Below are 26,531 nucleotides of genomic sequence, written 5' to 3'. Positions count from 1 at the left end.
CTCGGTATCGATTCACGAGGAGCACGACGATGACGGATGGCACTCCCGACGAGACCTCGAACGAGGACCGGTCGCGGGCGGAACGTCCGGGACGCGCGGGGGCACCCCGCCGCGAGCGTCCGACCAGGGAACGACCGCGTCGCCGGCAGCGTCCTCGCGCGGCCACCCTGCCGCAGATTCTCGCGGCCGCCGTGGAGGCGAACGCCGACGGTGTGGCTCTCGTGTTCCGCGACGAGTCCGGCGCGACCACCGAGTGGACCTACCGCGAGCTCGACGCGGCGTCGTCGAAGCTGGCGCGCGAGCTGATCGCGCGCGGGATCGGTGCCGAGGACGTCGTGGCGCTGGCCGTGACGCGGTCCGCCGAGTCGATCCTGTCGATCTGGGCGGTCGCCAAGACAGGTGCGGCATACGTGCCGGTCGATCCGAAGTACCCCGCGGACCGCATCGAGTACATGCTCACCGATTCGGGGGCCACCCTCGGGATCACCACCACGGAGCACCGCGAGACCCTGCCCGAGGGAGTGGGCCCCAGCTGGCTCGTCCTGGGCGACGCCGACCTGGACGCGGCCGTCGACGCGCGGTCCGCCGAGCCGGTCACCTACGCCGATCGCGTGCGGGTGCTCGGCCCCGCGAACACGGCCTACATGATCTACACGTCCGGATCGACGGGTCGACCCAAGGGCGTCGAGGTGACGCACGCCGGCCTCTCGAGCCTGGTGGCCGAGCAGCGTGAGCGCTTCGGTATCGACGCGTCCGCCCGCACCCTCGCCGTCGCGTCCCCGAGCTTCGACGCCTCGGTCTTCGAACTGCTCATGGCCGTCGGGTCCGGAGCGACGATGGTCGTCTCGCCGCCCGACGTCTTCGGTGGCGACGATCTGACGGCTCTGCTGCGCGAGCAGCGGGTGACCCATGCCGTCATCACCCCGTCCGTGCTGGCCTCGGTCACGCCGTCGGAGTTGCCCGACCTGCGGGTCGTGGTCACCGCCGGTGAGGCGTGCCCGCCGGAACTGGTGTCGCGCTTCGTGACCGACACCCGCCGCATGTTCAACGGCTTCGGTCCGACCGAAGCCACCATCATGACCAACTGCGCCGAGCTGTTCCCGGACGCGCCCGTCTCCATCGGCGGAGCGATCCGCGACTTCCGCACGCCCGTGCTCGACGGCCGCCTGCGCGACGTCCCGGCCGGCGTCGCCGGTGAGCTGTACGCGGCCGGCCCCGGTCTGGCACGCGGGTATCACGGTCGGCCGTCGCTCACCGCGGAGCGTTTCGTCGCGGATCCCTTCGGTGAACCGGGCTCGCGTGTGTACCGCACCGGCGACCTCGCCCGCGTGCGCAGCGGCGGCGCGGTCGACTACCTGGGTCGCTCCGACTTCCAGGTGAAGGTCCGCGGATTCCGCATCGAACTCGGCGAGATCGACGCCGCCCTGACCGCGCACCCGGACGTCCGCTTCGCCGCGGCGGCCGGACACCAGCTGCCCGACGGTTCGACGGTGCTCGTCGCGTACGTGCAGCCCCAGCCGGGCCACGAGATCGACGTCGACGACGTCACGGCCTTCGTCGGCCGCAGCCTCACCGCGTACATGGTGCCGTCCGAGATCATCGTCATCGACGCCGTGCCCCTCACACCCGTCGGCAAGCTCGATCGCGCGGCGCTGCCGCAGCCGACCATCGGCACGTCGACGAAGGAGTACCGGGCTCCCGAGACCCGGATCGAGATCACGGTGTCCGAGGTGCTGGCGGACCTGTTGTCGGCCGAGCGCGTGGGTCTGGACGACACCTTCTTCGAACTCGGTGGCAACTCGCTGCTCGCGACCCAGGTGGTCGCCCGGATCAACCAGGCGGCGCAGTCCCGCATCGCGGTGCGGGACGTGTTCGAGGCGACCTCCGTCGCGGATCTCGCCGCGCGCGTGGACCTCTCGCTCGGTGCCCCCGAGCGGCCGCCGCTCGTGCGCCGTGATCGATCGGGCGACCTGCCGCTGTCCTACGCCCAGCAGCGGATGTGGCTCACCAACCAGTACGACGTGACGTCACCCGCGTACAACCAGCCTGTCGTGCTGCGGATGACGGGTGCGCTGGATCTCGAGGCGCTCGGGCGAGCGTTCGAGGATCTGATCACCCGGCACGAGACGCTGCGCACCGTCTACCCGCAGACCGACAGCGGCCCGGTGCAGCGCATCGAGCCCGCGTCGTCGGTGTCGGTGGTCCTCGACCCGGAGCGGATCGACGAGAGCTCGGTGTACGAGCGACTGACCCCGGTGGTGCTCGACGGCTTCGACGTGTCGTCCTCGGTGCCCTTCCGTGCCAAGCTCTTCCAGATCGCGGACCAGGACTACGTCCTCGCCGTGGTCATGCACCACATCGCCAGTGACGGTGGATCGCTCGCCCCGCTGGTACGCGATCTCACCACGGCCTACGTGGCGCGCAGCGCCGGTGCGGCTCCCGAGCTGCCCCAGCTCGAGGTGCAGTACGCGGACTACGCGATGTGGCACCGCGAGCTCCTCGGCGACGAGAGCGACCCGGAGTCGCTGAGCGCCAAGCAGATCGACTTCTGGACTCGTGCCCTCGCCGGTACTCCCGAGGTCATCGAACTCCCCACCGACCGGCCGCGACCGGCGCAGCCGTCGTCCCGCGGTGCGACGGTGCCGTTCCGGCTCGAGTCGGACGTCGTCGAGGGTCTGAACAACCTTGCGCGACGCACCAACTCGACGCTGTTCATGGTGGTGCACGCCGCCCTGGCCGTGCTGCTCTCGCGCATGGCCGCCACCGACGACGTGTCGGTCGGCACGCAGATCGCGGGCCGCGGTGAGCAGGCGCTCGATCCGCTCGTCGGCATGTTCGGCAACACGCTGGTCCTGCGATCACATCTGGAGCCGGGGGAGTCGTTCGAGGACTTCCTGCTCCGCACCCGCACCGCCGACCTCGATGCCCTGGGCAACTCGGACCTGCCGCTGGACCGGCTCGTCGAGATCCTGCGACCCCAGCGCTCGCTCGCCTACGCGCCGCTGTTCCAGGTACTGCTCATGCTGCAGAACTTCGAACGCACCGAGATCGAGCTGCCCGACGTCACCATCGGTCTCCTCGACTCGGACGTGCCGGTCGCGAAGCTCGATCTGACGTTGACGCTCATGGAGCAGGTGAACCCCGACGGGTCGCCCGGTCCCATCGACGGATCGCTGCTGTACGCGACGGACCTGTTCGACGAGCCCACCGCGCGCACCATCGCGGAACGCTACGTCGGCATCCTCGCCGCCGTCGTGGCCGATTCCTCCACCGCCGTCGGCGATCTCCCGCTGACCACCTCCGGCGAGCAGACGCAGCTCGCCGCGCTGCGCGGCATCGACGCTCCGCTGCCCGCCGAGACGCTCGTCGACGCGTTCCGCCGCGGCGCCGCACAGGATCCGAGTCGCACCGCGCTCGTGTACGAGGGGACCTCTCTCACGTATGCCGAGTTCTCCACCCGGGTGAACCGGTTGGCACGGCACCTCGTCGCACTGGGGGTCGGCCCCGACGCCCGTGTGGCCGTCGGCATGCGCCGCTCGCTCGAGATGATGATCGGCATCTACGCCGTGCTCGAGGCCGGTGGCGCCTACGTGCCGGTGGATCCGGACCACCCGCACGAGCGCACCGAGTACGTGCTCTCGAGCGCCGCACCCGTCGTCGTGCTGACCACCACGCGCGATCACCGAGACCTGCCCGAGCACCACAACGTGATCGACGTCGACACGGTCGATCTCGTCGACGTGTCCGCGGAGCCGCTGTCGGACGCGGAGCGAACGGGCACGCTGGTGCCGTCCAACATCGCGTACATCATCTACACGTCGGGCTCGACCGGCCGCCCCAAGGGCGTGGCGGTCTCGCACCGCTCCGTCCTGAACCAGATGCTCTGGATGCACGAGACGTACGACCTCACGGTCGGCGACACGATGCTGCAGAAGACGCCGGTGACGTTCGACGCGTCGGTGTGGGAACTCTTCCTGCCCCTGCAGCTCGGAGCCACCCTCGTCGTCGCGCGTCCGGACGGCCACCTCGACGTGCAGTACCTGCTCGACCAGGCGCGCTCGCACGGTATCGCGATCCTCGAATTCGTACCGTCCATGCTCGAGCTCTTCATGTCCGATGCCGGTCTGGCGCTGCCGGAATCGCTGCGCTACCTGTCGGTGGGCGGCGAGGCGTTGTCCGCCGATCTGGTGCGTCGGTTCGCGGCCTCGTCGGCCGCCGAGCTCGACAACACGTACGGCCCCACCGAGGCGACGGTCACGTCCACGCTGCACCGGACCACCGAGGCCGACGTCCGTACCGTGCCCATCGGTCGCCCTATCCGCAACACCGGTGCGCGCGTGCTCGATTCGCGTCTGCACGACGTCCCGGTCGGTGTCCCGGGAGAGCTCTATCTCACGGGCGCGCAGCTGGCTCGTGGATACTTCGGTCGGCCCGACCTCACCGCCGATCGCTTCGTCGCCGATCCTCGCACGACGGGTGAGCGGATGTACCGGACCGGCGACCTCGTCTCGGTCACCGCGTCGGGTGAGCTGGAGTTCCTCGGCCGCACCGACTTCCAGGTCAAGCTCCGCGGTCTGCGTATCGAGCTCGGCGAGATCGAGTCCGCTCTCACCGCACATCCGGACGTGGCCCGCGCCGTGGCCATCGTGCACTCCGACGAGCGGACGGGCGAAGCGCTCGTCGCGTACCTCGTCCCCGAGGTGGGCCGTGCGCCCGATCTCGGCAGTGTCCTCGACCTGGTCGCCGAGCGCGTCCCCGCGTACATGGTGCCGTCCCACCTGACGGTGCTCGACGAGATCCCGCTCAGCCCCAGCGGCAAGCTCGACCGCCGCGCTCTGCCCGAGCCTGTCGACGTGTCGGGACCGCGCGAGTACCGCGCTCCGGAGACGGTGTCCGAGAAGGTCGTCGCGGACGTGTTCTCCGCACTGCTCGACGCCCCGCGCGTCGGCATCGACGACTCGTTCTTCGAACTCGGCGGCAACTCGCTGATCGGCATGCGCGCCGTCGCTCGGGTCAACGAGGCGCTGTCCAGCTCCATCGGCGTCCGTGATCTGTTCGAGAAGCCCACGGTGGCCGCACTCGCCGCCCGGATCGACGCCGCGGCACAGACCGGCCGCACCCGGCCCGTCCTGGCACCGCGGGAGCGCCCGGAGCGGATTCCGTTGTCGCTCGCGCAGTCCCGCATGTGGTTCGTCAACCAGTTCGACACCGAGTCGGCGGCCTACAACATTCCGCTCGTCATCACGCTGCGCGGTGCGCTCGACGTGGACGTGCTGCGCGCGGCCGTGGGCGACGTGCTCGAGCGCCACGAGTCTCTGCGCACGCTGTACCCGCAGGTGGACGGAACGCCGTACCAGGTGATCCTGCCCGCCGACCGCGTCGCCGGTCAGTTCGCCGTGATCGAGGTCGCCGCGGACGACGTGCAGGCGCGCGTCCTCGACATGGTGACCTCGGGCTTCGACGTCACCGCGGAGGTGCCGCTGCGCGGCGCACTGTTGCGGACGTCGGACACCGAGGCCGTGCTGGCGTTCGTCGTGCACCACGTCAGTGCGGACGGATTCTCGATGGGCCCGCTCGCGCGCGACGTCATGACCGCCTACGCGGCACGTCAGGCCGGCACGCCGGCGTGGTCCGAGAACGGCCCGCTTCGTCCGCTGACCGTGCAGTACGCCGACTTCTCCCTGTGGCAGCGCGAGATGCTGGGCTCCGAGTCCGACCCGGAGTCTCTGGCGTCGCAGCAGGAGGCGTACTGGGTGACGCAGCTCGACGATCTGCCCGAGGTGCTCACGCTCCCGTCGGACCGCCCGCGTCCCGCGGTGTCCACCGGGGCCGGATCCGCGGTTCATCACACGATCGACGCCGAGATCCACACTCGTGCAGCAGACTTCGCACGCGCGCACGACGCGAGCCTCTTCATGGTCGTGCACAGCGCGCTCGCCGTCGTGCTCGCCCGTCTGTCGAACACCACCGACATCGCCGTCGGTGCCCCCATCGCCGGTCGCGGCGAGGAAGCGCTCGACGACCTCGTCGGCATGTTCGTCAACACCCTCGTGCTGCGCACGCAGGTCTCGCCGCACGCCACGTTCACCGAGCTGCTCGCCGAGACGAAGACCGTGGACCTCGGCGCCTTCGGCAACGCGGACATCCCGTTCGAGCGGCTGGTCGAGGTTCTCGCTCCGGAGCGCTCGACATCGCACAACCCGCTCTTCCAGGTGGCGTTGGCGTTCCAGAACCTCGAGCGCACGACGTTCGAGCTCGGTGGCCTCGAGGTCGCCCGGTACGACGCCGGCATCCACTCCGCGAAGTTCGACCTGTCCATCGAGATCACCGAGACGGTGGAGGCCGGAGGCCGGTCGGGTGACGTACAGCCCGCGGGCATGACGATGGAGGTGACGTACTCGACCGACCTGTTCGACGCGGAGACCGTCGCCCTGTTCTGCGAGCGCTTCGAGCGCGTGCTGGCCGCGGCGATCGAGACGCCCGACCGCGCCGTCGGCGACATCCCGCTGCTCGACTCCGAGGAGGCGGCGTCGTTGGCGCCCGTCACCGGGGACGACGCGGTTGCGGAGCGGACGCTCGGCGACCTTCTCGTCGATGCTGTCGAGACCAACTCCGACGGGCCGGCGCTGGTCTTCGACTCCGCGGTCCTGTTCGACGGGACGTCGGTGTCCTACCGCGAACTCGGCGAGTTCTCGGCTCGGCTCGCCCGGGTGCTGATCGACCGCGGCATCGGGGCCGGATCCGCCGTGGCGCTGTCGGTCCCGCGCTCGGCCGAGTCGGTCGCGTTGATGTGGGCGGTGACCCGTACGGGTGCGGCCTTCGTCCCGATCGACCCCAACTACCCGGCCGATCGCATCGAGCACATGGTGACCGACTCGGGCGTCCGTGTCGGTCTGACGCTCGCCGTGCACCGTGCGTCCCTGCCCGACGAGATCGACTGGCTCGTCGTCGATTCCGAGGAGATCCGGGCACAGGTCTCGGCCGCGTCGGCGGATCCGATCACCGACGCCGACCGTCGGACGGCCGTCACGCCGGCCGATCGTGCGTACATCATCTACACCTCCGGTTCCACCGGTCTGCCCAAGGGCGTCTCGGTGTCTCATCGTGGTCTGAACCAGCTCGGGGTCTCCCAGCGCGAGCAGTACCGCGTCGAGAGCGACTCGCGCGTCATGCACTTCGCGTCGCCGAGCTTCGATGCCTCACTGCTCGAGCTGCTCCTCGCAGTGCCGGCAGCCGCCGCGCTCGTCATCGTTCCCACCACCGTGTACGGCGGTGAGGAACTGGCGCAGTTCCTGCGCCGTCACGCGGTGACGCACGCGTTCATCACCCCGGCCGCGCTGGCCTCGGTGGACCACTCGGGTCTCGAAGCGTTGCAGACCATCTCGGTCGGCGGCGAGGCGTACTCGCAGGACCTGGTCACCAGGTTCGCGCCGGGTCGTCGCATGCTCAACGTGTACGGACCGACCGAGACCACGATCGTCTCGCACATCGGCAAGCCCATGGTGCCGGGTGGCCCCATGCCCTTCGGCGGCCCGATCCGCGGCGGTCGCGCCATGGTGCTCGACAGTCGACTGGGTCCCGTTCCCGTCGGTGTCCCGGGTGAGCTCTACACCGCGGGACCCGGTGTGGCGCAGCACTACCACGAGCGCCGGGCACTCTCGTCCGAGCGCTTCGTCGCCGATCCGCACGGTGAGCCCGGTGCTCGCATGTACCGCACGGGCGACGTCGTGCGCTGGTGGCGCCGTCCCGAGACGGGCGACCTCGAACTCGAGTACGTGGGTCGTGGCGACTCGCAGATCAAGATCCGCGGGTTCCGCATCGAGCCCGGCGAGATCGACGCCGTCGTGTCCTCGCACCCCGAGGTGCAGTTCGCACTGACCACGCCGTTCACCACGGCAGCGGGGGCGAAGGTACTGGTCACGTACGTCACGCTCACCGCGGGATCGTTGCTGCGCGAGTCGGACGTCACCGAGTGGGCCGCGGATTCGCTCCCTGCGCACATGGTTCCGTCCGCCGTGGTCGTCATGGACGAGGTGCCACTGGGCGCCACGGGCAAGGTCGATCGACGGGCTCTGCCGACGCCCGAGTTCGGCACCGACACCGACACCTACCGTGAGCCGGCCACCGAGACCGAGCGCGCCCTCGCCGCCGTGTTCGCCGACGTCCTCGGTGCGCCGCGGGTGGGCGCCGACGACGACTTCTTCGCCCTGGGCGGCGACTCCATCGTCTCCATCCAGCTGGTGTCGCGCGCTCGCGCCGCCGGGCTCTCCCTCAGCCCGCGTGACGTCTTCGAGCGCCGCACCGTCGCCGCGCTGGCCGCCGTCGTGTCGTCGGGGGAGAACGCCGTCCGCATGCTGCCCGAACTCGAGGGTGGCGGCGTGGGATCGCGTCCGCTGACCCCGGTGGAGCACTTCATGACCCGCCGCGGCGGCGCCTACGAGCGCTTCTCGCAGAGCGTCGTGCTGGACCTGCCGACGGGTATCGACGAGGCCGGCATGACCGCGACACTGCAGGCCGTGCTGGACCGTCACGACATGTTCCGCGCGCGCCTCACCGGGTCGCTCGACGATGGTTTCGAGATCGTCACCGCGGCACCGGGTTCGGTGGACGCCGCGTCGCTGCTCACCCGAGTCGACGTCGATGCCGACGCCACGGGCGACGACCTCGAGAAGGTGGCTCGCACGGCACTCGACTCGGCGCTGGATCGCCTGTCGACGGCCGAGGGTCGTCTCGTGCAGTTCGTCTGGCTGGACCGGGGGCCGTCGACCGGCGGCCACCTCGTCGTCGCCGGCCACCACCTCGCCGTCGACGGTGTCTCGTGGCGCATCATCGTGCCCGACCTGGTCACCGCCTGGTTCGCCGTCTCGACGGGGACCGAGCCGCAGCTGCAACCGGTGGGCACGTCCATGCGGACCTGGGCGCACGCCCTGACCGATCAGGCTGCGTCGCGTCGCGGCGAACTGCCGTTCTGGACGTCCGTCGTCCGGTCCGAGGACATCCTTCTGGGTGACCGCGATCTGGACCCGTCGATCGACGTGCAGAACACGCTCGACAAGATCCGGGTCACCGTCCCGGCGGACGTCACGACCGCCGTCGTCACCACTGCGCCGCAGGTGTTCCGGGGCGGCGTGAACGACGGACTGCTGTCCGCCCTGGCTCTGGCCGTGGCGAAGTGGCGCCGTGAGCGCGGAACCGAGACATCGTCGCTGCTGCTGCGACTCGAAGGCCACGGCCGCGAGGAGGACGTGCTCGGGGACGCCGGTCTCGCGGATCTGTCGCGGACCGTCGGCTGGTTCACGTCGATCTTCCCCGTGCTGCTCGACCTCACCGACGTCGATCTCGACGACGCGTTCGCCGGTGGCGCCGCGGCGGGCCGGGCGGTCAAGGCCGTGAAGGAGCAGCTGCTCGCCGTGCCCGATCGCGGCATGGGCTACGGCATGCTGCGCTACCTACAGGATTCGGGAACTTCGGACGAGACGGGACGCTCGGTTCTCGCGCGATCCGTCGGCCAGATCAGCTTCAACTACCTGGGCCGCCTGTCCGCGGGCGAGCTGCCCGAGGGCGCGGAGGGTCTGGGCTTCCTCCCATCGTCCGACATCACCACCCTCGCGGACGTGCCTCTCGACGCCGACATGCCGGCGATCGCCGTGCTCGACATCAACGCCGTCCTCGCCGACGAGCAGCTCGGTGCCACGTTCGCGTTCCCGCGCGGCATCCTGTCGTCGGAGGACGTGTCCGCGCTCGGCGACTACTGGGTCGAGGCGCTCACGGCGCTCGCGCAGCACGTCGGGAGCGGCGATGCCGGCGGCCTCACGCCGTCGGACGTGCCGCTGGTGCCGGTGTCCCAGAAGGACATCGACGTGTTCGAGGCGGACGTCCCAGATCTCGAGGACGTCTGGTCCCTCGCGCCGCTGCAGGCAGGTCTGCTGTTCCACTCGTCGATGCAGCCGGCCGGCGCTCCCGACGTCTACGTCATGCAGGTCGTGATGGATCTGACCGGCGACGTCGACCGGGACCGGTTCGTCGCCGCGGCCGGCGCGCTGCTCGCGCGCTACGACGGGCTGCGGACCTCGTTCCGCACCACCGCGGACGGTCGTGCGGTGCAACTGGTTCCGAGCTCCACGGAGGTCCCGTGGGTCGACGTCGACCTGCGCGGCCACGACGACATCGAGGGCGACCTGCGCGTCGAGCTCGAGACCGAGCGGGACCGCCGGTTCGCCATGGACAGCGCTCCGCTGGTGCGCTTCCGGATGATCCGCACCGCCGACGACGCGGTCACGCTGTCGTTCATGGCGCACCACATCGTCATCGACGGATGGTCGATGCCGCTGGTACTCAAGGATCTCCTGACGCTGTACGCACTGCGCGGTGACGCGTCGCTGCTTCCCGAGGTCCGCTCCTACCGTTCGTTCCTCGAGTGGCTGTCGGTCCGCGACCGCGCCGTCTCGGTCAAGGCGTGGACCACTGCCTTCGCAGGCGCAGAGGAGCCCACCGTGTTGTCGGGTGTGACGGACACGTCCGGGGTCTCGACCGACACCGGTCGCGTCGAGGTCGTCATGGACGAGAAGGTCACGTCCGAGCTGACCGATCTGGGGTCGCGGCTCGGTGTCACGCTCAGCACGATCGTGCAGGCGGCGTGGGGCCTGGTGCTCGCCCGTCAGCTGGGTCGCGACGACGTCGCGTTCGGTGGGACGGTCTCCGGTCGCCCCGCCGACCTCGAGGGCGTCGAGACCATGGTCGGCCTGTTCATCAACACGCTGCCCGTCCGCGTGCGCATCGACGAGTCCGACAGCATCGAGTCCTTCCTGCTCCGGTTGCAGGAGGAGCAGACGGCGTTGCTCGATCACCACTACCTGGGACTGGCGGACATCACCACCGCTGTCGGCCCGGGCGCGGTGTTCGACTCGATCACCGTTCTCGAGTCCTACCCGGTGGACGAGGAGGGTCTGAAGGCCGCCGCGTCCATCGACGGTATGGCGGTCACCGGCGCTCAGGTGCTCGACGCGACGCACTACCCGATCAACGTGGTCACGTTCGCGGACACGCAGATCCGCATGACGCTGCGCTACCTGCGCGACCTGTTCTCGGACGAGTACGTGTCCGCACTGGGCAGTCGCCTGCACGCGGTGTTCGCGGCGTTCGCCACGTCACCGGGTGCGCCCGTCGGCCGCATCGAGACACTGCTCGCCGACGAGCGCGCGGACCTGCTGTCGCGCCGCGGATCCGCCGACGTCGACGAGCGCACGCTCGTCCGGATCCTCGAGGACGCCGCGGATCACGCTCCCAGCAGACTCGCTGTCCGCCAGGGATCGGTGCAGTGGACGTACGAGGAGCTCGACGCTCGTGCCGCGCGCCTCGCGCGCGTCCTCGTCGACGCGGGTGTCGGACCGGACGTCGTGGTGGCCGTGGCGGTTCCGCGGTCGCCCGAGTTCGTGCTCTGCATCTGGGCCGTCGCCAAGGCGGGCGGCTACGTGGTGCCCGTCGACCCGGCGCACCCTGCCGAGCGCATCGACTACATGGTCCACGACTCGCAGGCGGCCCTCGGCATCACGACGGTCGCCGACCGCCCCGCCGACGTCGACGGGCTGCAGTGGCTCGTCCTCGACGACGAGCAGTTCGCGGCCGACGTCGATTCGCGCTCGCCCGAGCGCCTCACCGACGGCGAGCGTCTCGGCGCCGTACGCATGAGCAACGCGGCGTACATGATCTACACGTCCGGATCGACCGGCCGCCCCAAGGGCGTCGTCGTCCCACACGCCGGTCTCGCCAATCTGGTTGCCGCACAGACGGATTCGCTCGGTATCGACCACGCGTCGATCGTCCTGGCCGTGGCATCGACGAGCTTCGACGCGTCGATCTTCGAGATCCTGCTGGCCGCCGGCAACGCGGTGCCGCTGGCACCGGCGCCCGCCGGCTTCTACGGCGGACCCGATCTGGCGCGCTTCGTCACCGACGAGGGCGTCACCCACATGGTGATCACGCCGTCCGCGCTCGCGACCGTCGAGCCGGACGCGGTGCCGTCCGTGCGCGCCGTCATGCCCGTCGGTGAGGCGCTGCCGCCGGATCTGATGGCGGCGTGGGCGAATTCCGGGCGCACGGTCGTCAACGGGTACGGACCCGCCGAGACGACGATCATGATCAACGCGTCGGTGCCGCTCGCGGCGGGCGATCCGATCACCGTGGGTCGGCCCAGCAAGGGCACCCGCGAGTACGTGCTCGACGGCCGGCTGCGGCCCGTGCCGGTCGGTGTTCCCGGTGAGCTGTACGCCGGAGGTCCGGGTGTCGCGCGCGGCTACCTCGGCCGCCCGACGCTCACCTCCGAGCGATTCGTCGCCGATCCGTACGGTCCCGCGGGCAGCCGCTTGTACCGCACGGGCGACGTGGTCCGCTGGACCGAGGCCGGCACCATCGAGTACATCGGCCGCAGCGACTTCCAGGTCAAGATCCGCGGCCAGCGCATCGAGCTCGGCGAGATCGATGCCGCACTCGCAGCGCACCCGGACGTCGACTTCGCCGTGACGGTCGGCCACCGATCCGTCGGTGGCGTCACCGACCTCGTGTCCTACGTCCTGCCGGTGGCGTCCCTGCTCGAGGCGGGCGCGACCCTGGACATCGCGGCCGTGCACGCCTCCGTCAAGGAGAGCCTGCCCGCGCACATGGTGCCCGCGGTGATCATGCCGCTCACCTCCGTGCCGCTGAACCCGGTCGGCAAGCTCGACCGCGCCGCGCTGCCGGAGCCCACCCTGGTGCGGCAGCAGGCCGAGTACCGCGCCCCGGAGACGCCCGAGGACCAGGCCGTGGCCGAGGTCTTCGCGGATCTTCTCGGCGTGGAGCGGGTCGGCGTCGACGACAGCTTCTTCGATCTCGGTGGCAACTCGCTCGTGGCGACCCAGGCCGTCGCGCGTATCAACGCGGCCCTGGACACCCACATCGGCGTGCGCGACATCTTCGACGCGTCCACCGTGGGGGAGCTCGCCGCGCGCGCACTCTCGGGTGGAGTCGGTCGTCGCCCGGCGCTCGTCGCGGGGGAGCGGCCCGATCCGGTGCCGCTGTCGCTCGCACAGCGCCGCATGTGGTTCCTCAACCAGTTCGACACCAGCTCGCCCGCGTACAACATCCCGTTGGCGGTGCGCCTCACCGGCACGCTCGACGTCGCCGCGCTGGAGGAGGCCGTCCGCGACGTCCTCGCCCGGCACGAGACGCTGCGCACGGTGTACCCGGGGTCGGAAGATGGTCCCTACCAGGTGATCCTGGGTGTGGACGACGTTCCCCTCGACCTGGCGCCACGTCCGGTCGAGACCGCCGGTGTGCCCGGAGCGTTGTTCGAGTTCATCGCGTCCGGGTTCGACGTCACGGCCGCCGTGCCCGTGCGTGGTCTGCTGCTCGAGGTCGTCGACCCGGCCGGCGACGCGGCGGAGTACGTGCTGTCCATCGTCGTGCACCACATCTCCGCGGACGGATTCTCGCTCGGACCGTTGGCCCGCGACGTCATGGTCGCCTACTCGGCGCGCGTCACCGGAGCGATCCCGGAATGGGCACCCCTGCCCGTGCAGTACGCCGACTACGCGCTGTGGCAGCGCGAGGTACTGGGATCGGAGAGCGACCCGGAGTCGCTGACCGCCCAGCAGATCGCGTACTGGAAGCAGCAGCTCGCCGGTCTGGACGATCCGATCGAGCTGCCGACCGACAGGCCGCGCCCCGCGGTGCAGTCCATGCTCGGCCACTCGGTGCAGTTCGCGCTGACCCCCGCGCAGACGGCCGGACTGCGCGCCGTCGCCGCGTCGCGTCAGGGCACGCTGTTCATGGCCGTGCACGCGGCGTGGTCCGTGCTGCTCGGCGCCTTGTCCGGCTCACGGGACATCGCCGTCGGAACCCCGATCGCCGGACGTGGTGAGCGCGAACTCGACGACATGGTCGGCATGTTCGTCAACACGCTGGCACTGCGTCTCGACGTCGATCCGGACGCGTCGTTCGCCGATCTGGTCGCGGCCGCCCGTTCGGCCGACCTGGCCGCGTTCGGTCACGCGGACGTACCGTTCGAGCAGCTCGTCGAGGCCGTCGACCCGCGTCGGTCGACCGCGTACCACCCGATCTTCCAGGTGGGCTTCTCGTTCCAGAACCTGGCGCCGGTGACGTTCGAGCTCCCCGACCTCACCGTCGGGGACGTCGGGCTCGAGGCCGCGGTCTCGCAGTTCGATCTGCACCTCATCGTCAGCGAGGGAGCCGAGGACGGCTCGCTGCAGTCGGTGCTCACCTTCGCCGAGGCGCTGTTCGACCGCGCCACGGCCGAGTCGTTCACCGAGCGCTTCTCCCGCGTGGTCGACGCGCTGATCGCCCGTCCGGACGCACCGGTGCACACCGCGGACGTCCTGAGTGCGGACGAGCGTCGGTCGATCCTGGTGGACACCAACGACACTCGTGTCGCGGGTGCGCCCACCTCCGTCGCGCGGATGTTCGCCGACCGGGTCGCCGAGCGTCCCGACGTCGCGGCCCTGACCGAGGGCGACGTCTCACTCACGTACGGCGAGTTCGGCTCTCGCGTCGCACGGCTGGCGCGCAGGTTGCTGGCCGACGGCGTGCGGACCGGCGATCTCGTCGCCGTGGCGATGCCGCGGTCGACCGAGTCGATGATCGCGATGTACGCGGTGGTCCAGGCCGGTGCGGCCTACCTGCCGATCGACCTCGACCACCCGGCCGAGCGCACGGAGTACGTGCTGGGCGATGCCCGGCCGTCGCTGATCCTGCTGGGTGGGCGAGCTCTGTCCGCGCCCTCGGACGTCCCGACGCTCGACGTGCTCACGGCGGAGCTCTCGGAGTTCTCCGACGCTCCTGTCACGGACGGCGAGCGCACCCGCCCGCTGACGGCCGAGGACCCCGTGTACGTCATCTACACCTCCGGCTCGACCGGACGTCCCAAGGGCGTCGCGCTGCCGCATCGAGCTGTGGCGAACCAGCTCTGGTGGATCCAGAACGAGTTCGGACTCACGGCGGACGACGCGATGGTGCAGAAGACACCGTCCACGTTCGACCTGTCGGTGTGGGAGCTGTGGTGGCCGCTGACCGCGGGCGCCCGGTTGGTGATCGGCTCGCCCGAGGCGAACCGGGACCCCGCCGAACTCGCGCGACTGATGCGCGAGCAGAACGTCACCGTCGCGGACTTCGTGCCGTCACTCCTCGGTGCGTTCGCGTCGGTGGCGACGGCGGAGGACGTCGCGTCACTGCGAGCGGTCCTGTGCATCGGCGAGGCGCTGCCCCGCGATGTGGTCACGGCGTTCGGCCGACTGTCCGACGCTCCGGTGGTGAACCTCTACGGACCGACGGAGGCCGCGGTCTCGGTCACCGTGCACCACATCGCATCCGACGAGACGGGTCCGGTGTCCATCGGTGGACCCGAGGCGAACGTGCAGGTCTACGTTCTCGATTCGCGACTGCGGCCGGTACCCGTCGGTGTCGCGGGAGAGCTCTACCTCGCAGGCGATCAGCTGGCGCTCGGCTACTTCGGCAACACCACCCTGACGGCCGAACGCTTCGTCGCCGATCCGTTCGGGTCCGGCAGGCTCTACCGCACGGGTGACGCGGTTCGCTGGGTCACCCGCGGTGACGCGCGGGTGCTCGAGTTCGTCGCCCGCACCGACGACCAGGTCAAGGTGCGCGGTTTCCGTATCGAACTCGGCGAGGTCGAGGCCGCGCTGACCACCGCCGACGGCGTCGCCGCATCGGCGGCCACCGTCGCGCGCACCGCCGGCGGCGAGCTGCTGGTGGGCTACGTCGTCCCCGAGAAGGACGTCACCCTCGACGTCGACGCGGTGCGATCCGCTGCGGCCGAGGCAGTTCCGGGCTACATGGTGCCCGCGCGCATCGTGGTGATCGACGAGTTGCCGCTGAGCGTGAACGGCAAGCTCGACCGTCGCCGACTGCCCTCGATCGATCTGGACGTGGCGCGGGAGTACCGCGCGCCGTCCACCCCGGTCGAGGAGATCGTCGCCGCCGCGTACGCCGCGGTGCTCGGTGTCGAGCGAGTCGGCATGGACGACAACTTCTTCGAGCTCGGCGGCAACTCGCTGTCGGCGACGCAGGTGGTGGCGCGGGTCAACGCCCGGCTGAACACCCGCATCGGCATCCGCGAGATGTTCGAGTCGGCCGACGTCGCGACGTTCGCGGCGCGCGCCGAGTCGGCGTCGACGTCGGACACCCGCGCACCGCTGGTGCCCGTCGAACGTCCTGCCCACGTACCGCTCTCGCTCGCGCAGTCGCGCATGTGGTTCCTCAACCAGTTCGACACGTCGTCGCCCGCCTACAACGTGCCGCTGGCCATCCGCCTCGAGGGTCGCCTCGACCTCGACGCGCTGACGCTCGCCGTCCGGGACGTCCTCGAACGCCACGAGTCGCTGCGCACGGTCTACCCGCAGACTCCTGACGGCCCGACCCAGGTGGTTCTCCCCACTCGGGACGTGCCGCTCGACCTCGCGGTCGAGGACGTCAGCGAGGAGAACATCGCCGCACGGCTGTTCACGTTCGTCTCCGGCGGCTTCGACGTCACCGCGGAGGTACCCGTCCGCGGACTCCTGCTGCAGGTGACCGACGCGGCGGGAGACGCCCCGGCGCACGTGCTCGGCATCGTGATCCACCACGTGTCGTCCGACGGCTTCTCGCAGGGCCCGTTGGCCCGTGACGTCATGGTGGCCTACACCGCCCGCGTCCGCGGCGAGGCTCCCGGCTGGACGCCGCTCCCGGTGCAGTACGCCGACTTCGCGCTGTGGCAGCGGACCGTCCTGGGATCGCTGGACGACGACACCTCCGTCGTCTCCCGGCAGGTCGCGTACTGGCGGACCCGTCTCGCCGGCCTCGGCGACGCGTTGCCGCTGCCCACCGACCGCCCCCGCCCCGCGGTGCAGTCGTTGCAGGGCAAGTCGATCCGCTTCGAGATCTCCGCGGACACCACCGCTGCGCTCACCAGCATCGCGCAGGAGCGCCGCGCGACGCTGTTCATGGCGATGCACGCCGCCTGGTCCGTCACGCTGTCCGCACTGAGCGGCAGTCGCGACATCGCCGTCGGCACCCCGATCGCCGGTCGCGGCGAGCCGGAGCTCGACGACATGGTCGGCATGTTCGTGAACACGCTCGCGCTCCGCGTCGACGTGGACCCGGACCTCACGTTCGGCGCCCTCGTGGACGCGGTTCGCGAGTCCGATCTCGCGGCCTTCGGTAACGCCGACGTGCCCTTCGAGCAGCTGGTCGAGGCACTGAACCCCGTGCGCTCCACGGCGTACCACCCGCTGTTCCAGGTGGGCTTCTCGTTCCAGAACCTCTCGCCCGTCCGGTTCGAACTCCCCGACCTCACGGTCTCCGACGCGGGCTTCGACTTCGACGTGTCGCAGTTCGACCTGCACCTCATCGTCAGCGAGGACGCCGCCGCAGGACAGATCGCGATGCTCACCTTCGCCACGTCGCTCTTCGACGAGTCCACGGCGCAGGTCTTCGTCGACCGCTTCCTGCGGGTTCTCGACGCCGTCACCGCACGGCCCGAGGACCGTATCGCCGCAGTGGACGTCCTGTCGCCCGAGGAGCGCCGCGACATCCTTCTCACGCGCAACGACACCGCGGTGCCCGGCGTGCCCGAGCTGCTCACGGACATGTTCGCCGCACGCGTGGCGGCGGCTCCGGACACCACGGCACTGACGTATCTGGACGACTCGATCACCTACGGTGAGTTCTCCGAGAGGGTGTCCCGACTCGCCCGGTTCCTCATCGGTGAGGGCGTGCGGACCGGTGACCTCGTCGCCGTCGCGATCCCGCGCTCGATCGACGCGATGGTCGCGATGTACGGCGTCGTCGCCGCAGGTGCCGGCTACCTGCCGATCGACCTCGACCACCCCGCCGAGCGCACCGAGTACGTCCTCGACAGCGCGTCCCCGTCGGTCGTCGTCATCGCGGGCACCCCGTTGTCCGTCGAGACCACGATCCCGACGGTGGATCTGGCGACCGTCGACGTGTCGCTCCTCGACGGCTCGCCCATCACCGACATCGATCGCAGCCGGCCCCTGCTGCCGCAGGACCGTGCCTACGTCATCTACACGTCGGGATCGACGGGTCGCCCCAAGGGCGTGGCCCTTCCGCATCGCGCCGTCGCCAACCAGATGACGTGGATCCAGAACGAGTACCGGCTCACGGCGAACGACGCCATGGTGCAGAAGACGCCCGCGACGTTCGACCTGTCCGTGTGGGAACTGTGGTGGCCGTTGACCGCCGGCGCGCGTCTGGTGCTGGCGTCGCCCGAGGGCAACCGCGACCCGTCGTACCTCGCTCGCCTGATGCGCGAGGAACGCGTCACCGTCGCCGACTTCGTGCCGTCGTTGCTCGGTGCGTTCTGCGCCGTCGCGTCGCGGGAGGACCTCGTGTCCCTGCGCGCCGTCCTGTGCATCGGCGAGGCGCTCCCACGTGACGTCGTCCGCGCATTCGAGGCACTGTCCGACGCGCCGCTCGACAACCTCTACGGACCGACCGAGGCCGCCGTCTCCGTGACCGCCCACCGCACGGTGCGCGGTGCGACCGGAGCCGTGCCCATCGGTACCCCCGAGGCGAACGTCCGCGTCTACGTTCTCGACGACCGGCTGCGTCCGGTTCCGGCCGGCGTCGGGGGAGAGCTCTATCTCGGCGGCGTCCAGCTCGCACTGGGCTACGTCGGTCGACCGGATCTCACGAGCGACCGCTTCGTCGCGGATCCGTTCGGCGAGAACGGCTCTCGGCTCTACCGCACCGGTGACGCCGTGCGATGGAACGCCGACGGCGTACTGGTGTTCCTCGATCGCACGGACACCCAGGTCAAGATCCGCGGGTTCCGCATCGAGCTCGGCGAGATCGAGAGCGTGCTCGTGTCCCACGAGTCCGTGGCCGCGGCCGCGGCTGCCGTGTCCTCGGGACGCGGCGGAGACACCCTCGTCGGCTACGTCGTCGCCCGTCCGGACACGACGGTGGACGTCGACGCCGTGCGCGCCGCTGCCGCGGAGCAGCTGCCGTCGTACATGGTTCCGCAGCGCGTCGTCGTGATCGACGAACTGCCGTTGAGCGTCAACGGCAAGCTCGATCGACGTCGTCTGCCGCAGGTCGGCGTGGACACCGCCTCGACCTACCGCGCGCCGTCGACGCCGGTGGAGGAAGTGGTGGCGGGAGCCATCGCCTCGGTGCTCGGCGTGCCGCGCGTCGGCGTGGACGACAACTTCTTCGAGCTCGGCGGCAACTCGCTGTCGGCGACGCAGGTGATCGCCCGCGTCAACGCCGCACTGAACGCCCGCGTCGGGATCCGGGAGATCTTCGAGGCGCCCACCGCGGCCGGTCTCGCCCTGCGCGCCGAGCGCGCAGTGGAGTACGGGACCCGCGTACCGCTCGCTCCTCGCGAGCGGCCGGACGAGATCCCGCTGTCGCTCGCTCAGCAGCGCATGTGGTTCCTCAACCGGTTCGACGCCTCGTCTGCGGCGTACAACATCCCGCTCGCCATCAAGCTCACCGGCGATCTCGACGTCGCGGCACTCGAGCAGGCGGTCGTGGACGTCGTCGGGCGGCACGAGGTGTTGCGCACGGTCTACCCCGAGGGCGAGAACGGCCCACACCAGGTGGTGCTGCCGGTCGATCGCACGGGGCTCTCGCTCACGGTCGACGACGTCGACGAGGCGGACGTCCGCGCACGCCTCTACGGCTTCGTGACTCGCGGGTTCGAGGTCACCACCGAGGTGCCCGTGCGAGCGGCGATCTACCGGACCGGACCGTCGGAGCAGATCCTGGCGTTCGTCATCCACCACGTGTCCTCGGACGGGTTCTCGCTCGGGCCCCTCGCCCGCGACGTCATGGTGGCGTACTCGTCCCGCATCGCCGGCAACGCTCCGGTGTGGGCGCCGCTGCCGGTGCAGTACGCGGACTACACGCTGTGGCAGCTCGAAGTGCTGGGAGACGAGTCGGATCCCGAGTCCGTACTCGCCCGGCAGGTCGAGTTCTGGCGTACCGCACTGGCGGGCATCGAGGGACCGATCGAGCTTCCGTTCGATCGCCCGCGCCCGGAGATCCAGGCCATGGACGGCGAGTCGGTGCGCTTCACCATCTCCGCCGACCGTGCGTCCGCGCTGAACCGCGTCGCCGCGGCGTCGCGTTCGACGCTGTTCATGGCGATGCACGCCGCGTTCGCGGTGACTCTGTCGAAGCTGTCCGGATCGCGCGACATCGTGGTCGGCACCCCCATCGCCGGCCGCGGCGAGCAGGAGCTCGACCAGATGATCGGCCAGTTCGCGAACACGCTGGGCCTGCGGCTCGACGTCGACCCCGACAGCACGTTCGCCGATCTCGTCGAGCAGGCACGCGGCCGCGATCTCGCGGCCTTCGGCAACGCCGACGTCCCGTTCGAGCGCCTCGTCGAGGCGATCAACCCCGAGCGGTCGACGGCGTACCACCCGCTGTTCCAGGTCGGTTTCTCGTTCCAGAACCTCGAGCAGATCTCGCTGACCCTGCCCGGTCTCGAGATCTCCGACCTCGGCGTCGAAACCGGTGCGGCGCAGTTCGATCTGCAGCTGCTCGTGGGTGCGGAGGAAGGTGGCGACGGTGTCACCAGTGCGCTCGACTGCGCGCTGACGTTCTCGACGGCGCTGTTCGATCGCAGTACCGCAGACCAGCTCGTGGAGCGGTTGCTGCGCGTTCTCGACACGGTGACGGACGATCCGACGGTGCCGGTGCGCGCCGTCGACGTCCTGTCCGACGCCGAGCAGCGCACGCTGATCGACTCGGTCAACGCCACCGACCGCGACGGTGCGCCGTCGCTGCTCTCCGAGATGTTCACCTCGCAGGTCGCGGCCACCCCGGACACGGTCGCCGTCACGTTCGAGGGCGAGTCCCTGACGTACGCCGAACTCGGCGCCCGTGTCGCGCGCTCCGCTCGCCACCTGATGGCGTCGGGAGTGGGCACCGGCGATCTCGTCGCCGTCGCGGTGCCGCGGTCGCTCGACTCGATCGTCGCGCTGTACGCCGTCGTGCAGACCGGCGCCGCGTACCTGCCGATCGATCCGGATCACCCGGCGGACCGCACCGAGTACGTGCTCGCGGACGCCGGGCCGTCACTGGTGATCACCGGACCCGACGGGCTCGCCGTGTCGAGCGACCTCGCGCAGATCGATCTGTCCTCGGTCGACCTCGCCACGTACCCGTCCGATCCGATCACCGATGCCGAGCGCAGCCGCACACTCCTGCCGGACGACATCGCCTACGTCATCTACACCTCCGGGTCGACCGGCAGGCCGAAGGGTGTGGCCCTGCCGCACCGTGCCGTCGCGAACCAGATCTGGTGGATGCAGTCGGAGTTCGCCCTCACGGTCGACGACGCGATGGTGCAGAAGACACCGTCGACCTTCGACCTCTCGGTGTGGGAACTGTGGTGGCCCCTCACCACGGGCGCCCGGCTCGTCGTGGCGAACGCCGAGGGCAACCGCGATCCGGTGTATCTCGCACGGCTCATGCGCGACGAGCGCGTCACGGTGGCCGACTTCGTGCCGTCACTGCTCGGGGCGTTCACGGCCGTGGCCACCCGCGACGACGTCGCCGCGCTGCGTGCCGTCGTCTGCATCGGCGAGGCGCTGCCGCGCGACGTGGTCACCGCGTTCGCACGCCTGTCCGACGCGCCCGTGATCAACCTGTACGGGCCCACCGAGGCCGCGGTCTCGGCGACCGCGCATCGCATCACGACAGCCGAGTCGGGTGTCGTGCCCATCGGCGCACCCGAGGCGAACGTGCGTGTGTACGTGCTCGACGACCGGTTGCGCCCGGTGCCGCAGGGCGTCATGGGAGAGCTCTACCTGTCGGGCGTGCAGCTCGCCCGCGGCTACCACCGTCGGCCGGGTCTGACGTCGGAGCGCTTCGTCGCCCACCCGTTCGGCGAGGGCCGTCTGTACCGGACCGGCGACGCCGTGCGCTGGAGCGCCGGCGCGAACGGGCCCGAACTCGAGTTCGTGGCGCGGACCGACGACCAGGTGAAGGTGCGTGGTTTCCGCATCGAGCTCGGCGAGGTCGAGTCCGCCCTCACGTCGGCCGACGGTGTGTCCGCTGCCGCGGCCGCGGTCAAGCGCATCGCCGGCGGCGACGTCCTCATCGGCTACGCCGTGCCCGAGGCCGGCAGCACGGTCGACGTCGACGCCGTCCGGGAGACCATGCGAGGACTCGTTCCCGCATACATGGTTCCGGCGCGGATCGTCGTCATCGACGAGCTGCCGCTCAGCGTCAACGGCAAGCTCGATCGCCGGCTGCTCCCTGCGGTCGACGCGTCGGTCACCCGTGAGTACCGCGCACCGTCCACTCCCGTCGAGGAAGCGGTCGCGGACGCGTTCGCCGCAGTCCTCGGGGTGCAGCGCGTCGGCGTCGACGACAACTTCTTCGAACTCGGCGGCAACTCGCTGTCGGCCACGCGGGTCATCGCGCGGATCAACGCGCGCCTCGGGACCTCCGTCGGCATTCGCGAGATGTTCGAGACCGCGGATGTCGCCGGGTTCGCCGCGAGGGTGGAATCGGCGACGTCCGACACCCGTGCGCCGCTGGTCGCGAGGGAACGGCCGGACCGCATCCCGCTGTCGCTCGCGCAGCAGCGCATGTGGTTCCTGAACCAGTTCGACACCGTCTCGCCCGCCTACAACGTGCCACTGGCCGTGCGACTCACCGGGCCGCTCGACGTCGACGCGCTCGTGCGTGCGGTGCAGGACGTCGTCGCCCGGCACGAGAGCCTGCGGACGTACTACCCGCAGGACGAGCTCGGACCGTTCCAGAAGATCGTTCCGGCGGCCGAGCTCACCCTCGACTTCGAACGGAACTCCGTGGCCGAGGACCGCGTGCGCGGGCGACTGGTGTCGTTCGTCGCCCGCGGGTTCGACGTCACCGCGGGGGTGCCGGTGCGCGGTCTCCTGCTCGAGACCGCCGCGGACAGCCACGTGCTGATGATCGTCATGCACCACATCTCGGCGGACGGTTTCTCCGTCGCTCCGCTCGCACGTGACGTGATGATCGCGTACGGATCCCGGTCCGAGGGCAATGCGCCCGTGTGGAGTCCGCTCGAGGTGCAGTACGCGGACTACACGCTGTGGCAGCGTGACGTACTCGGAGCCGTGGACGATCCGAATTCAATTCTTGCCGAACAGCTCTCGTACTGGAAGGAGGCGATGGCCGGGCTCGACGGGCCCATCGAACTGCCCTTCGACCGACCTCGTCCCGAGGTCCAGTCCATGAGCGGACACGAGATCGGGTTCTTCGTCCCCGCGCGCGTCATGGACGCGTTGCAGGAAGTGTGCCGAGGATCGCGGGCGACGCTGTTCATGGGTGTGCACGCGGCCTTCTCGGTGCTGCTCGCCAAGCTCGGCAACACCCGCGACGTCGTCGTCGGCACCCCGATCGCCGGTCGCGGCGACGAGGCGCTCGATCACCTCGTCGGCATGTTCGTGAACACGCTCGCGCTGCGGCTCGACATCGATCCCGATCTGTCGTTCGTCGATCTGGTGCGCAGTGCGTCGGCGGTCGATCTCGGCGCCTTCGCCAACGCGGACGTGCCGTTCGAGAACGTGGTCGAGGCGGTGGACCCCGAGCGGTCGACCGCCTTCAACCCGCTCTTCCAGGTGGGCTTCTCGTTCCAGAACCTCGCCCCGGTGCAGGCGACGCTCTCCGGTCTCGAGGTCGCGGCGCTCGAACCGGGCTCCGAGATCTCGCAGTACGACCTGCACCTCGTCGTCGCCGAGGGACACGAGAACTCCGAGTACGGACGCGGTCTGGAGATGGCGTTCACGTACGCGACGTCGCTCTTCGACGAGACGACCGTGCAGAGCTTCGCCGATCGTCTGCTGCGCGTGCTCGAATCGGTCGCCTTCGCACCCGACACTCGGGTCCGTGACATCGAGATCATGAGCGACGACGAGCGGTCCGTCGTGGTGGTCGAGCGCAACCGCACCGAGATGGCGGGAGTGCCGCCGACGGTCACCGAGATGCTCGATCGTCAGTTCGCGGCGTCACCGGACGACACCGCGATCGTCGCGGGTGACGTCTCGCTCACGTACCGCGAGTTCGACGAGCGGGTACAGGCGCTCGCCCGCTATCTGATCGCTCACTCCGTCGGACCGGGCGATCTCGTGGCGGTCGCGATTCCGCGTTCGTTCGACATGATGATCGCCCTGCACGCGATCGTGCGGTCCGGGGCGGCATACCTGCCGATCGACCTCGAGCATCCGCCGGAGCGCACCAGGTACGTGTTGGCCGACGCGCGTCCGCGCGGCGTCCTGACGGTCTCCCCGGTGGTTCTGGATCTGGACGACACGGGGTGCTCACGCGTCGACGTGGACACGCTGGATCTGGACGAGTTCGCGCTCGGACCGATCCGCGAGGAGGAGCGCACCAGGCCCATCACCGGCGACGACCTGATGTACGTCATCTACACGTCGGGATCGACGGGCAAGCCGAAGGGCGTGGCGGTGGGCCATTCCGCCGTCGCGAATCAGCTGGCCTGGATGACCCGGGAGTACTCGCTGTCCACGGCGGACGCGGTGGTCCAGAAGACTCCGGTCACGTTCGACGTGTCGGTGTGGGAGCTGTGGTGGCCACTGACCGCGGGCGCCACGGTGGTGCTGGCCAAGCCGGGCGGGCAGAGCGATTCGCTCTACATCGCGGATCTGATCCGTACGCAGAACGTCACCATCGCGGTGTTCGTGCCGTCCCCGTTCGTCGCCTTCCTCACGGTGGCCGAGGCCGCCGACGTGGCGTCGGTGCGAGCCGTGCTCTGCGCCGGCGAGGCGCTGCCGAGAGACAGTGTCGACGCGTTCGGCCGAATCAGCGACGCGCAGGTGGACAACCTCTACGGCCCGACCGAGGCCGCCGTCACCGTCACCCGTTTCTCGGGCGCGTACACCGGTACCTCGTCGTCGATCCCCATCGGGCGTCCGGCCGCGAACACCAGCGTCTACGTGCTCGACGGTGCCCTGCGTCCGGTCCCGGACGGTGTCGTGGGCGAGCTGTACCTGGCCGGCGACCAGCTGGCATGGGGATACTTCGGCCGCACCGAACTCACCGCGGACCGATTCGTCGCCGACCCCTTCGGACCCGGCCGGATGTACCGCACGGGTGACGCCGTCCGGTGGACCACCGCCGGCGACATCGAGTACATCGGCCGTACCGACGACCAGGTGAAGGTCCGCGGCTTCCGCATCGAGCTCGGCGAGGTCGAGAAGGTCCTGGCCTCGTTCGACGGAGTGACCGTGGCCGCGGCCGCGGTGAAGCGCTTCGGTGGCAGCCCCGCGCTGATCGGCTACGTCGTCCCACAGGACGGCGCGACGGTCGATCTCGCCGCGCTCGAGGAGTTCGCGGGAACCAGGCTGCCGTCGTACATGGTGCCGAGCCGGATCGTCGTCATCGACACCATCCCACTCGGAGCCAGCGGCAAGATGGACCGCAAGTCGTTGCCCAACCCGGAAAGGGCGGCCCAGCGGGAGTACCGGGCGCCCTCGACCCCGATCGAGGCCGCGTTCGCCGAGGCCTTCGCGTCGGTACTGGGCGTCGACCGGGTCGGCGTGGACGACAACTTCTTCGAGCTCGGCGGCAACTCGCTGAGTGCGACCAAGTTGCTGAGCACTGCCAGGGCGTCCGAGGCCATCGAACGCGACGTTCCGTTGCAGTGGATCTTCACCTCACCCACGCCGGCGACGCTCGCGGCGAAGGTCGAGGCGGGATCGGTGGGGGACGACAAGGACGCGCTCGGCGTGCTCCTGCCCATCCGCACCACGGGCGATCAGGCACCTGTGTTCTGCTTCCATCCGATCGTCGGGTTGGCGTGGAGCTTCACGGGTCTGGCGTCGCGGCTGAGCCCGGAGATCCCGATCTACGGCATCCAGACGCCGGCCCTGTCCGGGGACGACACCCTGGAGGAGTCACTGGTGGCGGTGGCGGAGCGCTATCTCGCCGAGATCAGGACGGTTCGTCCCGATGGGCCGTACCGATTGCTGGGGTGGTCCTTCGGTGGCAAGGTGGCGCAAGCGGTCGCCGTGCTTCTGCGCGAGGCCGGGGAGACCGTGGAGATGGTCGCCGTTCTCGACACGTACGGCACGCCGCCGACCACGTCGTCGCTCGACACCGAGGCGGGTCTGTCGTTGACCGACATTCTGGGTGCGGTCGGTGTGAGCACGGAGGGTGTGCCGGACGTCCCGTTGGAGAACACCGCGGAGGCCGCTCGCCTGATCGTGTCCGCTCCGGCGGTCGCGGACGTCCTCGACGAGCGCACCGTCGAGCTGATGCTGCGAGGTGCGGCGCACAACGGTGTGCTGATGGAACGGCACCGGCCCGCCTACTACGACGGGACGATCCTGTTCTTCGCGGCCGGGATCGACGACCCGAGTGGGCGTGTCTACGCCGATTCCTGGTTGCCCTACGCCGACGTGGTCGACGCGTACTCGGTGCCCGTGACGCACTGGTCGATGACCACCGACGCCGCGTGGGACGTCATCGTCCCGGTGATCCGCCGGGCCATCGGGGGCTGA

At 70.1% G+C, this 26,531-nt stretch carries 1 protein-coding gene; it reads left to right on the top strand.

The features are described from left to right. The first annotated feature begins 29 nt into the window (after positions 1 to 29). Positions 30 to 26,531 carry a non-ribosomal peptide synthetase gene (locus tag JOE30_RS00470; protein WP_204868948.1) on the top strand — a complete coding sequence of 8,834 codons (26,502 nt, stop codon included), beginning with the start codon at positions 30 to 32 and terminating at the stop codon, positions 26,529 to 26,531.

It is taken from the genome of Rhodococcus sp. PvP016, assembly GCF_017832185.1.
In the GTDB taxonomy this organism is placed as follows: Bacteria; Actinomycetota; Actinomycetes; order Mycobacteriales; family Mycobacteriaceae; genus Rhodococcoides.
The sequence above is the reverse complement of the archived record's forward strand: the minus strand, read 5'-3'. Positions and strand labels throughout refer to the sequence as shown.